At 73.5% G+C, this 13612-nt stretch carries 12 protein-coding genes; 3 read left to right on the top strand and 9 right to left on the bottom strand.

Annotated elements, in window-relative coordinates:
• Positions 1-119 precede the first annotated feature (119 nt).
• Entirely contained in the window at positions 120-740 is a 621-nt protein-coding gene (locus ABZ919_RS06665) for a TMEM175 family protein (RefSeq protein WP_361243473.1), read from the top strand.
• A 149-nt stretch (positions 741-889) separates the two neighbouring features.
• Here ABZ919_RS06665 and ABZ919_RS06660 read toward each other — a convergent pair whose 3' ends face one another.
• From ABZ919_RS06660 to ABZ919_RS06640, 5 genes are all read right to left on the bottom strand, one after another.
• Positions 890-1312: an acyl-CoA thioesterase gene (locus tag ABZ919_RS06660; protein WP_361243472.1), complete on the bottom strand. Its 423-nt coding sequence runs from the start codon at positions 1310-1312 to the stop codon at positions 890-892.
• 51 nt (positions 1313-1363) lie between these two features.
• Complete coding sequence (locus tag ABZ919_RS06655) at positions 1364-1987, bottom strand: hypothetical protein (RefSeq protein ID WP_361243470.1); 624 nt, start codon at positions 1985-1987, stop codon at positions 1364-1366.
• A 417-nt stretch (positions 1988-2404) separates the two neighbouring features.
• Positions 2405-3004 carry a histidine phosphatase family protein gene (locus ABZ919_RS06650; protein ID WP_361243468.1) on the bottom strand — a complete coding sequence of 200 codons (600 nt, stop codon included), beginning with the start codon at positions 3002-3004 and terminating at the stop codon, positions 2405-2407.
• Positions 3005-3375: 371 nt separating this feature from the next.
• A complete protein-coding gene (locus ABZ919_RS06645; protein ID WP_361243466.1) occupies positions 3376-5175 on the bottom strand; it encodes a trypsin-like serine protease in 1800 nt (599 codons plus the stop codon).
• Between the two features lie 183 nt (positions 5176-5358).
• Positions 5359-6567, bottom strand: a complete 1209-nt coding sequence (locus ABZ919_RS06640) for a pyridoxal phosphate-dependent aminotransferase (RefSeq protein ID WP_361243464.1) — start codon at positions 6565-6567, stop codon at positions 5359-5361.
• An 81-nt stretch (positions 6568-6648) separates the two neighbouring features.
• On the opposite strand from ABZ919_RS06640, the gene ABZ919_RS06635 reads away from it, so the two are divergent.
• Positions 6649-7275 (top strand): winged helix-turn-helix transcriptional regulator, encoded by a 627-nt coding sequence (locus ABZ919_RS06635; protein ID WP_361243462.1) that lies wholly within the window; start codon positions 6649-6651, stop codon positions 7273-7275.
• Positions 7276-7336: 61 nt separating this feature from the next.
• Here ABZ919_RS06635 and ABZ919_RS06630 read toward each other — a convergent pair whose 3' ends face one another.
• The 3 genes from ABZ919_RS06630 to ABZ919_RS06620 are packed head-to-tail and all read right to left on the bottom strand — an operon-like array spanning position 7337 to position 10956.
• Positions 7337-8143, bottom strand: coding sequence for a hypothetical protein (locus ABZ919_RS06630; RefSeq protein ID WP_361243460.1), 807 nt, complete (start codon positions 8141-8143; stop codon positions 7337-7339).
• Entirely contained in the window at positions 8143-9405 is a 1263-nt protein-coding gene (locus ABZ919_RS06625) for a VWA domain-containing protein (protein ID WP_361243458.1), read from the bottom strand. Before ABZ919_RS06625 ends, ABZ919_RS06630 begins: the two co-directional genes overlap by 1 nt.
• Positions 9406-9414: 9 nt before the next feature.
• On the bottom strand, positions 9415-10956 hold the full coding sequence (locus tag ABZ919_RS06620) for an IucA/IucC family protein (protein WP_361243456.1): 1542 nt from the start codon (positions 10954-10956) through the stop codon (positions 9415-9417).
• Between the two features lie 85 nt (positions 10957-11041).
• On the opposite strand from ABZ919_RS06620, the gene ABZ919_RS06615 reads away from it, so the two are divergent.
• Complete coding sequence (locus ABZ919_RS06615; protein WP_361243455.1) at positions 11042-12541, top strand: IucA/IucC family protein; 1500 nt, start codon at positions 11042-11044, stop codon at positions 12539-12541.
• Between the two features lie 11 nt (positions 12542-12552).
• On the opposite strand, the gene ABZ919_RS06610 is transcribed toward ABZ919_RS06615, so the two are convergent.
• Positions 12553-13293, bottom strand: coding sequence for a CAP domain-containing protein (locus ABZ919_RS06610; protein WP_361243453.1), 741 nt, complete (start codon positions 13291-13293; stop codon positions 12553-12555).
• Positions 13294-13612: the final 319 nt, after the last annotated feature.

The raw sequence follows: 13612 nt of genomic DNA, 5'->3' as shown, positions 1-13612 counted from the left end.
CAAACCCCGGCACCGCCACCACCAGCCCCGCGAACAGGGGCCACCCCACCAAATGACACCCGCGCGGGGTTCCGGCCCCCCCACACCCCCGCGCCGTCGCATGCGGCACTCTTGGGCGCATGCCCATGAACGAGTCCGGCCGCGTCGAGGCCTTCAGCGACGGGGTGTTCGCCATCGCCATCACCCTGCTCGTCCTGGACATCAAGGTCCCCGAGGAGGGTGCGCACGGCGGATTGTGGCAGGCGATCGGCGCGCAGTGGCCGTCGTACGCCGCCTATGCGGTGAGCTTCCTGGTCATCGGCATCATGTGGGTCAACCACCACCAGTTGTTCAGCTACGTCGCCCGGGTCGACCGGCCGCTGATGTTCCTGAACCTGCTGGTGCTGATGGTCGTGGCCGTCGTGCCCTGGCCGACCGCGATGCTCGCCGAGTATCTGCGCAAGGACGCCGCCTCGCACGCGGCGGCCGCGGTCTACAGCCTGGTCATGGTCGCCATGGCCCTCACCTTCCAGGCCCTGTGGTGGCACCTCACCCGCACCGGCCACCTCTTCGACGCACGCGTGGACACCGTGGCCGCCCGGGCGACCCGGGCCCGCTTCGCCCTGGGCTCCCTCGGCTACCCCCTGACGGTGGGTCTCGCCTTCGTCTCCGCGCCCCTCACCCTGGCCGCCCACGGGCTGCTCGCCCTGTACTACGGCTTCAACCAGGTACCGGTGCCACTACGCCGGGAGGCGGCCTGACGCGGGGCGAGCGCGGGCAGCCGGCCGGCGACGTACGAGCGGGGCGGGACGCCCACCGGGGGGACGGAAGCCGGCTCAGGGGCGACCCCGGCAGCTCGTCCCCCTCAGACGGAGGCCGAACTCCCGTCCCACGCCCACGAGTACGGAACCTACAAGCCGAACAGAGCGAGGTCCGTCGTCAGCTCCTTGAACACCTCCCGCGGGTCGGCGACCAGCCGGCGCTCCTTGAGGTCCAGCAGGCCTCCCACCGCGCTGACCTCGGCCGCAACAGTGCCGTCGGTCTTGCGCATCTCCTGCCGGATGCGGAACGTCCTGCCGCCGCCCCACTCGAACTCGCAGGTGACATCCACCTCGTCGCCGGCGAGCAGTTCGCGCCGGAAGCGGAGCGTCGTCTCCAGCGCGACCGGACCCACACCTGTGCCCACGAGCCGCGCCTGGCTTATCCCGGCCGCCTGGAGCAACGACCAACGGGCGTGCTCCGCGTAGTTGAGGTACACGGCCTGGTTGAGGTGGCCCTGGGTGTCGGTCTCATAGCCGCGGACGGTCACACGGACGGAAAACGGTTCGGCCACTGTTCGCCCTTCCCACGTTCGGAATCCGGTCGATCGATCCTGTCACGCCACTCACACCCGCCGTGGTGAGGCCAGCACATAGCGCACCCTCGTACGGGGCTCGGTGTATTCGCCCGCCTGCCAGCCCGCGCGCTCCAGCGTGGCCGCGCAGGCCGCCAGGCTCTCCGCGTCCGGCGCATACACGGCGACCGCCTCCGGCTGCGGGGTGGCGCGCACCCGGTAACCCTCCGCGGCCTCGCCCGCCGGGCGGTGCCCGGCCGCCTCCAGGGCCAGCGCGGCCGCCCGGACGAGATGCGTCCGCTCCCAGCCGCACGGCCGGTCCACCGTGCCGTCCGGGTTGGTCATCCGGCGCAGCTCCAGCAGCCCCTGCCAGGCGCTGTGCACCTCACGCAGCCGTTCCGGACCCGTCGAGGGCGGCGCCTCCTCACCGCCGACCCGCGCCGCGAACACGCCCGCGTCCGGCGCGGGCTCCTCCGTCACCTCGGGCACCACCGCCTCCCGTATCCGGTGCCCGGCGGGGGTCAGGAAGTGCTCGTGCGGCGACCGAGGGTGCCGGAAGGCCAGGCCCCGCTTCACCAGCGCCGCGAGCTGCGCCTCCGTGCCGCGCAGCCGCCCGCTCACCGGATCGGCGGCCTCGATCAGACGCCGCTGCGCGGCGGTCGGCGGTCGGCTCACCACACCCTCCTCCCGGTCCCGTACCCCCGTCACGGACCGCCGGTCGGACGGCCCATTCGCAGAGTACGACCCGGGTACGACAACGCGGTCGCGTCACTGCGGCTCACCGGGTGGGGCGCCTGCGGGCGGATCCCTGTGGGGGCCGTCTGGACGGAACCACTGCGCGGCCCGCTGCCGCCGGCCTCTCTCTGCGGTCCCGTGCGCTGTGGCCCCGTGCGCGGCCCTGTCCGCCGAGCCCTGTGCGCGTGCCCCGTGTGCGGATCCCGGCGTGCGGCCCGCGGCTGCGGCACCCCTGCCCGTCCCCGTGTGCTGCCCTCGTGCGCGACCCTGAGCGCGTACCCCGCGTACTTCGGTACGCGGCCCTGTGCGCGGACCCCCGCCGGTGGCTTCCTGTGGCCGGGATCCCCGCCGGTGGCCCTATTCCCGCGGCCGGATGTTCCACCCCGCCACCACCGGCCGTCCGTGTTCCGTGCCCAGGCGGCACAGTGCGCCCGTGGCCAGTTGGAAGAGGGCGCCGTGCTGGGGCGGCAGGCCGAGGCGGCGGGCGGTGAGGACGCGGAGGAAGTGGCCGTGGGCGATCAGAACGACGGCGCCCTCGGTGTTGCCGAGGGCGGCGTCGGCCTTGGCCAGCATCCGGTCGGCGCGTTCGCCGACCTGCTCAGGGGTCTCACCCGGATGCTCCGGCGGCCCCGGCGCGACCCCGTCCGTGAACAGGAACCAGCCGGGCCGGCTGCGCTGGATCTCCACGGTGGTCACGCCCTCGTACCCGCCGTAGTCCCACTCGCGCAGGTCGGCGTCGACCCGGGCGTCCCGGATCCCGACGAGCTCGGCGGTCTCCCGGGCCCGCTGCAGGGGGCTGACGAACGCGGCCCCGATGTGGTGCGAGCGGATCAGCGGCATCAGCCGGCGCGCCTCCTCGCGGCCGTGCTCGGTGAGGGGCACGTCGGTCCAACCGGTGTGCCGTCCGGACCGCGACCACTCGGTCTCACCGTGCCGGACGAGAAAGAGGTCACCCACGTCAGCGCCCTTCCCGCTCGCCTGTCCGTACGGTGTCACAGGGAGGCGGCCGCCCGCAGGACGGACTGCGCCAGACGGCCGTTCTCCGGGGGGTGGCGCCCACTCCGGAGGGGAATCCGAAGCGGCCCCGGGTGTAGGCGTACGCGATGCCGTTCGACGGGTCGGCGAAGCCCGGCGAGCCGGTCGCCCCGCTGTGGCCGAAGGTCCTGGCGCCGAGGAACGGGAGCCGCCACCGTTCCGTGGACGTCGACCCCCATGCCCGTTTCCCCCTGTCCGGCTCAGTGATCACCTGCGGGGATCGTCAGCCGGCCGCGTGTGCGGGGCATTCCCCGTGCCGCGCCGCCGCCGGCCCTGCCGCCGGGGTCCGCGGTTCAACTCGCGGGCGCGACCAGGGTGTTCTCGGTTCCCAGGGTCTTCGCGCCGGTCTCCGCGTACAGCGTGGTCTCGCCGTCGGACCAGCGCACGACCAGGTCGTTGCCGGTGTGGTCGGAGGTGAGGTCGCCGGCCGTCATGACCTGGGCGTGCTGCCAGGTGCGGTTGGGGCCGCTGAGCCGGTACCGGGTGCCGAGCCCGGCGGCCGAGACGCCGGAGTAGCTGTCGAGCGAGCCGTCGGACCAGCTCACCAGCAGGTCCGCCCCGGCGGTTCCGCTGTAGGCGCCGCCGCTCAGCAGCGCGGCCTTGGTCCAGGTGCCGTTGGCCGCGACGAGTCGTCTGCCGGTGCCGAAGGAGCCGGCGCGGATCTGGGTGTAGAGGACCAGGCTGCCGTCGGACCGGCGGACCAGCAGATCGGTCGCTCCTTTGGCGCCGTGGAACTGCCCGGCGGTGAGCTGCACGGCGTCCTTCCACTCGGAATTCGGCTTCGCCATCTGCACCTCGCGGCCCACTCCGGAGGGTCCGAGGTCCGGGTACAGCGTGACCTCGCCGTCGGACCAGCGCACCAGCAGGCCCGGCCGGCCGCCGGTGAAGGTCCCGCCGGCGATGCTGCGGGCGTGCGTCCAGGTGGAGTTGGCCGTCAGCAGCCGCCGCTCCGCCCCGAACCCGCCCTGGCCGTCGCCGGGGATCAGGGTGACCCCGCCGTCGGACCAGACGACGAGCAGGTCGCCGAAGCCGTCGCCGGTGTAGTCCGCGCAGGCCATCAGCGCGGCCTTCTGCCAGCGGGCGCCACCGCCGGGCAACTGGATGCCGTGGTACGGCGGCAGTCCGGTGGGCGGGTCCTGGCCGGCCACCGCGTCCGCGAGGAGGTTCGCGGCGGCGTCGCCGAACGCCGGGGCGTAGCTGATGTAGTCGACGTTCGCGTCGTTGCCGCCGCCGTTGTACCCGCCCAGGTTGCCGATGACGTGCCCGGTGCGGCCGTCGTCCTGGTAGTCGGTGATCCAGGGGCTGCCCGACACCCCGCCGTAGTAGCCGCCGCAGGTCATGGAGAGCTGCCGGTAGCCCGGGAGCTGGGTCGTCGGCACGGTGCACTTGACGGCCTGCCCGGCGTTGTTGTGCCCGTACGAGGGGTACCCGACGACGGTGACGTTCTTCTGCGCGTAGCCCTTCGGCCGGGTGAAGACGAGCCCGCCGCCCACCGCGTCCTGGAGGGTCTGGCCGCGCTGGTTGGCCGAGACCCGGGCGAATGCCGTGTCCAGGTCGGAGGCCGCCTTCTTGGTGGTCGAAGACCCTCTGTCGGGCACGTATCTGGGGTCGATGTACAGGTGCTGGATGTGGAAGATGCCGTACGGCTGCTGGTCGGGCCCGGCGCCCTGCACGAACTTCGGGACGAAGACGTAGTCGCCCTTCATGCTCAGGGCGCAGTGGGCCGCGGTGAGGACGACGTTGCGCGCGGACGTGTCGATGACGCTGCCGGTGCAGTGCCAGGTGTTGCCGCCCGGCCCGTCGGACCCGAAGAACGTCCCGACCAGACGGGTCCCCTGGAACAGGGTGCCCTGCGGGCGGCCCGCAACCGCCGCCGACGGTCCGGTCCCGCCCGGCGCCTCCCGGTTGCCGTCCAGCGGTTCGGCGTCCGCCATGCGCCGCGCGGTCCAGAAGCGTGCGGCGTCCCGGGCCTCCTGCCCGGAGGAGGGCGCGGGTGGCGTGGGCGTCCCGGCCCGCGCGTCCGGCGTGGCGCTTCCGAGCGCCGCCGCGCACAGCACGGCGACGGACGTCCGGCGTATTCGGTACGAGAACAACGGTGCCCCCCTGGTCTGCTGGAACCGGACCGGGGAGAGCGGCGGCGCGGCGCTGGTCGGGCGCGCGCCGCGGGCGTACGGCGGCTGCCTGCGCGTGCCGGCCCCCCGGGTCGTGCGGGGTGATCTTCGCACGGATGCGCGAACGTACGGAAACCGGCCGGGGAGAGCGGCGGTCGAAGCCGGCTACTGCCGGTACCCGCCGAGGAAGCGTCCGATCCGTCCGATCGCCGCCTCCAGGTCCTCCGCGTGCGGCAGGGTGAGAATGCGGAAGTGGTCGGGGCAGGGCCAGTTGAAGCCGGTGCCCTGGACCACCTGGATCTTCTCGCGCAGCAGCAGGTCCAGGACGAACTTCTCGTCGTCGTGGATCCGGTGCACCTTGGGGTCGAGGCGCGGGAACGCGTACAGCGCACCCTTGGGCTTCACACAGGACACGCCGGGGATCTCGTTCAGCTTCTCCCAGGCCACGTTCCGCTGTTCGTGCAACCGGCCGCCGGGCAGCGTCAGTTCGCGGATGGACTGGCGGCCGCCGAGCGCGGCCTGGATGGCGTACTGGGCGGGCGCGTTGGCGCACAGGCGCATGGAGGCCAGCATGGTCAGGCCCTCCAGATAGTCCTTCGCGTGCTGCCTGGGGCCGGTCACGGCCAGCCAGCCCGAGCGGAAGCCCGCCACCCGGTACGTCTTGGACAGGCCGCAGAAGGTCAGGACGACCAGGTCGGGAGCGAGCGCGGCGGCCGAGTGGTGCACCGCGTCGTCGTACAGGATCTGGTCGTAGATCTCGTCGGCGAACACCATCAGGCCGTGCCGGCGGGCCAGGTCGAGGATGCCCTCGACGACCTCCTTCGGGTACACCGCGCCCGTCGGGTTGTTCGGGTTGATGACGACGACGGCCTTGGTCCGGTCCGTGATCTTCGATGCCATGTCGGCCAGGTCGGGGTTCCAGTCGGCCTGTTCGTCGCACAGGTAGTGGACCGCCTTGCCGCCGGCCAGGGTCGTCACGGCCGTCCAGAGCGGGAAGTCGGGGGCGGGGATGAGGATTTCGTCGCCGTCCTCGACCAGCGCCTGTACGGCCATGGAGACCAGCTCGGACACGCCGTTGCCGAGGAACACGTCGTCGACGCCGACGTCGAGGCCCAGGTTCTGGTAGCGCTGGGCGACCGCGCGGCGGGCGGACAGGACGCCCCGCGAGTCGGTGTAGCCGTGCGCCTGCGGCAGCATCCGGATCATGTCCTGGAGGATCTCCTCCGGCGCCTCGAAGCCGAAGGCCGCGGGGTTGCCGGTATTCAGGCGCAGCACACTGTGCCCCGCCTCCTCCAGCGCGTTGGCGTGCTCGATCACCGGGCCGCGGATCTCGTAACAGACCTCGCTGAGCTTGTTCGACTGCCGGAACTCCATGCGCCCCTCCGGAAACTCGTGTTGCTTGGTTTTACCAAGTGAGAGCTTGGAAAGTCCAACAAGTTGTCTAGACTGCGCCGCATGTCACCACGCCGAAGCTACGACCAGTACTGCTCCGCAGCCCGCGCGCTCGATCTCGTCGGCGACCGCTGGACCCTGCTGATCGTCCGGGAGCTGCTGGCCGGCCCCCGCCGCTACACGGACCTGCACGCGGATCTGCCCGGCGTGAGCACGGACGTCCTCGCCTCCCGGCTCAAGGACATGGAGCGCGACGGTCTCACCACGCGGCGAAGGCTGCCTCCGCCGAGTGCCGCCTATGTCTACGAACTCACCGGCCGTGGCCGGGAGTTGCTGCCGGTGCTGCAGGCGCTCGGCAGGTGGGGCGAGGCCGAGCTCGGGGAGCGGCGCCCCACGGACGCCGTCCGGGCCCACTGGTTCGCGCTCCCGCTGCTGCGCGGCCTGGAAGCGGACGGTCTGGTCGAAGTCGGCCTGGACGAAGGCGACTTCCACCTTTGGACCGGCACCGGGTCCGGACCGGTGTACGGCGACGGACCGGCGCCGGTCGGGGCCGACGCCCGGCTGTCGATGGACGCGGCGACCTGCGAGGCCGTGGCCCGCGGCGAACTGAGTCTGCCGGACGCGGTACGCGAGGGCCGGGTGACGGTGACGGGGGACGGCCCCGTGGCCGAGGCCCTGCGGAAAGGGTGACGCCCGCGGCGGGCCCGGGCAAGCGGAAGGCCCGCCGGGAGGCGGGCCTTCGGCACACGGGTCACACGGTCGGCGGCACCCGGGGCGGCCGCCCCGCCCCCCGCGTCAGCGCATACCCGCCCACACCGGCGAGAGCCGCGAGCACGCCCCCGATCGCGGTCCACACCCAGCGGTCGGACCACCATCCGGAGGACCAGCCGTCGTCGGAGCCGAAGCTGGACAGCACCGCCGGCTTCGCACCGGAACCGTCCCCGCCCGCCTCGGACTTGACGGCGATCCCGGGCACCAGCGGCTTGCCCAGCGCACCGTCCACCGCCGACGCGCCGCCGATGTCCTTGGAGTCGGCCCGGACTTCGGCGCTCACCGGCTTGCCGAGGTCGGCGGAACCGAGGTCCACGGCCGTCAGCCGGACGTAGTACGTGCCCGGCAGCGGGTCGTCGGCCCAGGGCTCCGACCAGCCGCGCACGGTGCGCAGCACACACGCCAGGTCGACGGAGGACGCCCCCTGCTCGGCCGTACGGCTCGCCGCGCCGTACTGGCAGGCCTGCCGGCGCCGCAGTCCGTCGTACACGTCGATCTGCCAGGTCTCGGCCCCGTGGGTCGCGGGGAGCTTCACCGTCGCCTTGACGGTGGGCCGCTGCCCGGTGTCCGCGGGGAACGACCAGTACAGGTAGTCACCGGTGGAGCCGGACGCGGTGGCCTGCTGCCCCTGCCGGATCTCCGTCGCCGTACGGAAGGAAGTGCCCGCCCGGGTGGGCGCCGCGCCGTCGGCGGAGGCGCTCGGAGAGGGGGAGGAGTCGGCCGCGGCCGGCCCGGCCGCGAGCCCCAGCGCCAGCAGCGCGGCGCCCAGTACACGAGTCGTCCGCATCAGTTCGTCCTCCAGACAGCGACCCGCCAGCGCGACAGCCAGCCCCACACCAGACCCGCCAGGAAGCCGGTCAGCACCAGCGCACCCAGCAGCCACCAGCCCCGGCCGAGGCCGAAGGAGGCCACGTCGTGATGGCCCGACGGCCCGTCCACGACGTCTACGGTCAGCTCCAGCGGCAGACCCGGCGTGGTCTTCACCCCGGACGTGGCCGAGAAGGAGTCGGTGACCTGCAGGCACACCGTCTCCGCGGGCGCGTTGTCGTCGTCGCTGCGCGGCTTCGGATAGCGCAGACCGGTCGAGATCACGTCCGTGCGGCCCGTACCGGCGGCCTCGCCGCGCACGATCTCCCGGCCGTGCAGGGTCACCGCCCGCAGCAGCACCCCGTAGTCCGGGTTCACGGCACGGTCGTCGGCCACGCTCACCGAGGCGCGCAGCTCCTTGCCGGGATCGACGTCGACCTTGTACCAGCGCTGCTCCCCGAACTCCTCGCGGTCGGTGTACAGCCCGGACTTCAGCGTCGGCGCCTTCTCACAGCTCGCGGCGCCCGCGGTGGCCACCGGGGTCACCACCGGATCGGCCGCCCGGTCCACCAACTGCCCGACGCGGCTGCTCAGTTCCTCCTTGTGCCGTACGTCGGTGTAGGTGCCGCCGGTCGCGTCGGCGATGCAGCTGAGCTGGTCGCGGGTCTTGGCGTCCGGCACCAGGCCGAGGGTGTCGATGGTCAGACCGATGCCTTTGGCCGCTATCTCCCGGGCCACCTCGCACGGGTCGAGCGGCTGACAGGTGTCCTCGCCGTCGCTGATCAGGACGATACGGCGGGTGCCGTCACCGCCGTTCAGATCGTCCGCCGCCTTCAGTAGCGCGGGCCCGATCGGTGTCCAGCCGGTCGGCTGCAGCGTGGCGACCGCGGTCTTCGCGTCGGTCCGGTTCAGCGGGCCGACCGGGTAGAGCTGCGCGGTGTCCTTGCAGCCCTCCTTGCGGTCGTTGCCGCGGTAGTTGGCGCCCAGGGTGCGGATGCCGAGCCGCACCTCCTGCGGGGTGGCGTCCAGCACCTCGTTGAAGGCCTGTTTCGCCGCGGCCATCCGCGTGCCGCCGTCGATGTCCGCCGTCCGCATGGAACCGCTGACGTCCAGCACGAGTTCGACCTTCGGGGCGGCCGCCTGCGTCTCGTCGGCGACGGCCCCGCCGGGGAACGCGATCCCGGCCGCCAGGGCGGCGAGCAGAGCACAGACGCCCGCCGCCAGCCGTTGTCTTGTGATCATCGGCGGATCTTATTGATCAGACGGTCCGGGCTCCAAAACGAGCGGGTTCGGCAGGGACGTCCACTGGTCACCCGGTGTCCGCGGGGACAACCGCATCAGCGTCAACGCCTTCGCCGGCAACGGGCCTTCGCACAGCGCACCGAGGTCCGCGGTGACCGGCAGGTCCGGGACGGCGGTGGCCAGGGCCGCGCCCAGCGCCGGGCCGGAACCCGCCGTACCGGCCAGGGCGCCCGCCACCAGGGAGCCGAACAGCTTGCGGCGCAGGTCCCTCTCGTCGTCGGTGATCAGCCGACCGGTGAGCGGCGGCGGGGTGAGGCCGTGGCGGGTGAGGCGGGCGGGGCTGATCCGGATGTCCGCGAGGTCGCGGTAGACCAGCCGCACGGGGGTGCCGTCGGCCGACACGATCACCAGCAGGTTCTGGCCGTGGGCCTCCAGGGCCACGCCGAGCTCGAGCAGCCGCAGGCCCACGGTCAACGACAGCCGGGTGAACGCGGTCATCCAGGCGGGGGAGTCCGGCAGGCCGGTCATGGGGAGCGCGGCCACCGGGAGGACCTGCTCGCCCTCGCCCGCGTACGCCCCGGGCGACTCCCGCAGCAGCGCGGCCAGGTCGGGGGAGTGGGCCGAGGCCGCCCCGAGGGTGCGGGTGAGGTGCAACAGGCCGTCCGTGCGCGCCGTCAGCTCCTCGGCCAGGACGGACAGCGGCGCGGCCGCCTGCACCGAGTACGCGGACATGTCACGGACGGAGGAGGTCAGGCGGGCGCTCAGCGCGGTCTTCACATGCGGGCCGCCCGGCAGCGCGAGGGTGCGCAGGGACAGCAGCGGGCGGGCCGGGCGCCAGGCGTCGTACGACCGTCGCAGGACGTGGTCGGCCTGCCAGGGGTGGACGGGCAGCAGCAGCCGCCCGCCGTCCCGCAGGTCGTCCGGCCAGTCGCCGGTCACCAGGCAGCCGTCCGCCGGCACCGGCACCGTGCCCAGCTCCACCACCGGTCGGTGCTCCGGGGCGTACGCCAGCTGGTCGGCCACCGAGAAGCCCGGCCGGGCACGGCAGTTGGGGTGGTACGGATGCCCGTCGGTCACCCGCTGCTCCCACTCCCAGTCCCTCCCCCGGCCTTCGGCCGGGGGGACCCCCGCCGGCCACTCCTTCGGGTGATCCGCGCCGGCCCGCGACAGCGCCAACGAGGCCACGCTGTCGGCCAGTTCGGCGGCGAAGGCCGCACCGTTCGGCACCCCGAGGGCGGTGATCAGACCGGCCGGGTCCGTATGGCGCTCCCGGTCCAGGCGGAGTCCGGTGACGTACGCGCTCGTGGCGTACGGGTCCGCGTGCGGCCCGTACAGCGTGCGGCCGTCGGCGAGCCGCAGCGCCAGGCTGTGCGTGCCCCGCACCCGTCCGGTGACCCACGGCAGCGGTTCGTGCGTCAGCCCCCGCCACAGCCGGGTCAGCACGGCGGCGCGGGCGCCCGGCAGCTCGGCCGTGTACCGGGGCAGCAGCGCGGGCCGGACGACCGCAAGCTCCTCGGCGACCCGGGCCTCGGCGGTGGGGGGACGGTGCACGGTCGGCTCCTCGGGGTACGCGGGCGCGCAGGACGATGGTGAGGGACGACAGACATACTGATCGCGACCGCCCTCGACGAAACGAATGGATCGCGTGGACCTCACACTCCCCGCCGGATCCGTCGGCCGCCAGGCCGACGCCTACGCGGCCGCGCCTTTGCTGAACTGCCTGCTGCGCGAGGTGGCCGAGCCGCTGGCGGTCCGCGGGGACCTGCGGGTCCACCGGCTGCCGAGCGGGCGGCTGCTGCGCGTGCGCGCCGGCCGGCGCCCGGCCGGCCCCGAGGTGCACGCGGCCGGGACCTGGCACCGCGTCGGCCACACCGAGCTGGTCAAACTGGTCGCCGAGGAGCTGCGCCGGCACACCGGGCTGCCGGGTGGCGATCTGCCCGCGGAGATGATCGACAGCCGGGACGCGGTCGCCGCGCTGCTCACCGCCCGCGCCCGGTCGGCGGCGCCGGCGGACCCGTATCTGCGCTCCGAGCAGTCCCTGATCACCGGCCACCCCAGCCACCCCGCCCCCAAGGCGCGCGGTGGCGGCCCCGTCGCCTCGTGGCTGCCGTACGCCCCCGAGGCACACGCCCGTTTCCCGCTGGTGCTGCTCGGCGTCCGCGAGGACCAGGTGGCTGAGGAGGGGGACACCCGTGCCCTGGACGCGCTGGGCACCGCCCCGCCCGGCTACCGGCTGCTGCCCGCCCACCCCTGGCAGCTGGACCTGGTGGGCCCCGAACTGGCGGCGCCCTTCGCCGACGGCCGCCTGCTCCGCCTCGGCACCACCGCCTTCGACACCTGGCCGACGGCGGCGATCCGCACGGTGTACGAGCCGGGGCGCGATCTGTTCCTGAAGTTCAGCCTGGACGTGCGCATCACCAACGACATCCGCCGCCTGTGGCGCCGCGACCTGTGCACACTGCGTCGCACCGACACGGCGGCCGCGCACGCCTTCGCGGCGCTGGGGCCGCCCGCGGCCTGGCTGAGCGACCGCGGCTACCGCACGGCCGCCTTCGCCTTCGAGGAGCTGGCCGTGCTCGTCCGGGACGGCCTGCGCGGCCATCTGCTGCCGGGCGCCGTCCCGCTGCTCGCGGCCGGGCTCGCCGAGGGCTTCGGCGGCAGCCCGCTGGCCGCCACGACCGACCCGGCGGCCTGGTGGGCGGCGTATCTGCGGCAGGTCGTGCCGCCCGTCCTCACGGCGTTCGACGACCACGGCGTCGTCGTCGAGGCCCATCTGCAGAACACCCTGGTCGCCGTGGACGGGGCCGGTACGCCCGTCCAGGCGCTGTTCCGGGACGCCGAGGGAGCCAAGCTGCTGCCGGACGTGAGCCGGGCCGCCGGCTGGGAGCGGCTGGTGTACTGCCTGGTCGTCAATCACCTCACCGAGATCGCCGCCGCCCTCGCCGAACACCATCCGGGTCTCGACCCCTGGCCCGCCGCCCGCCGTGAACTCGCCCGGCACGCTCTGCCCGAGATCCCCGGCCTGCTCGGCTCACCGACGCTGCCCGGCAAGACCAACCTGCTGCTGCGCTGGACCGGCGCGGACGGCGCGGACGCCCGCTACCTGCCACTGCCGAACCCGCTGGCGGGCCGCTGACCGCCTGGGGCCTACCGGGCGGTACCGAAGTCCTGGGTCCAGTAGCTGTCCGGCTGCGCGAGGCCGACGCCGATCTGCCGGAACGAGCAGTTGAGGATGTTGGCCCGGTGTCCGGGGCTGTTCATCCAGGCCGTCATGACCTGGTCGGGGGTGGCGAAGCCGTAGGCGACGTTCTCGCCGTAGGCGCTCCAGGCGTAGCCGGCCCGCGTGATCCGGTCGGCCGGGGAGGATCCGTCGGATCCGGTGTGCGACATGTTCCGGTGCGCCGCCATGTCCGCACTGTGGGCCTGTGCCGCCTTGGTCAGCTCCGCGTCGACGGTCAGCGGCCGGCAACCCACCTTGGCCCGCTCGGCGTTGACGAGCTGCACGACGCGGGCGGTGAGCCCGGACGCGGTGGCTGCGGGCTTCGGGGTGCTCGGCGCGGCAGGGGCCTTGGACGCGGTGGCGGTGGCCTTGGGAGTGCTCGGGGCCGCGGTCGTCCTGTGGGGGCTCGGGTGAGCGGTGGCCCGGTGGGTGGGCGAGGCGGTGGCCCTCGGTGTGCCGGTGGGGTGGTGGGCGTTGCGGTGGTGATGGCGGTGACCGTGGTGCTCACGCTGCGGGGGCGCGCTCGTCGCGGCGGCGTCGGAGCGGTCCGTCCCGCCGTACGGCCAGTCGGAACAGGCCAGGGCGACGGACGGCACGCCCACCGTGCCGATGGCGACGGCGGCTATGACCATCCGCCGGTAGTGCTGCGTCTTGCGGTGCTTGCCCATTCGTCAACCTCACTCGGTGATCGCCGGGCGCTCATTCTCCGAACGGCTTCACAGGGAGGCAAAGGGCCTTGCTACTACCTCGCCTCGTAGCTCCCGGCGGCTCGTGGCAGGCGGCTCAAGAAGGGCCGGCTTCGCGTCCGCGACGTTTGCCGAGACCTGGTGCCCTGTCAGAAGAGCGCGACGGGCCAGGAGTACGGGAAGCTGCCGGGCGGGTGCCGTACGGCCCCTCGAAGGGTGGCCTTCGTTGAAGGCAAGCCGGACAAAGTCTCATATGTCGGCGGCGTGGCATCTACTAACAGGCCCCTGCAGTCGCCGGCTG

Origin of the sequence: Streptomyces sp. NPDC046759 (assembly GCF_040645475.1) — a bacterium.
Lineage (GTDB): Bacteria > Actinomycetota > Actinomycetes > Streptomycetales > Streptomycetaceae > Streptomyces.
This window is presented reverse-complemented; position numbering and strand designations above follow the sequence as displayed.

Coding starts and splice junctions, on each gene's coding strand:
- ABZ919_RS06665 (WP_361243473.1), top strand. CDS start 120: ATGCCCATGAACGAGTCCGGCCGCGTCGAGGCCTTCAGCGACGGGGTG.
- ABZ919_RS06640 (WP_361243464.1), bottom strand. CDS start 6,567: ATGGAGTTCCGGCAGTCGAACAAGCTCAGCGAGGTCTGTTACGAGATC.
- ABZ919_RS06635 (WP_361243462.1), top strand. CDS start 6,649: ATGTCACCACGCCGAAGCTACGACCAGTACTGCTCCGCAGCCCGCGCG.
- ABZ919_RS06630 (WP_361243460.1), bottom strand. CDS start 8,143: ATGCGGACGACTCGTGTACTGGGCGCCGCGCTGCTGGCGCTGGGGCTC.
- ABZ919_RS06625 (WP_361243458.1), bottom strand. CDS start 9,405: ATGATCACAAGACAACGGCTGGCGGCGGGCGTCTGTGCTCTGCTCGCC.
- ABZ919_RS06615 (WP_361243455.1), top strand. CDS start 11,042: ATGGATCGCGTGGACCTCACACTCCCCGCCGGATCCGTCGGCCGCCAG.
- ABZ919_RS06610 (WP_361243453.1), bottom strand. CDS start 13,293: ATGGGCAAGCACCGCAAGACGCAGCACTACCGGCGGATGGTCATAGCC.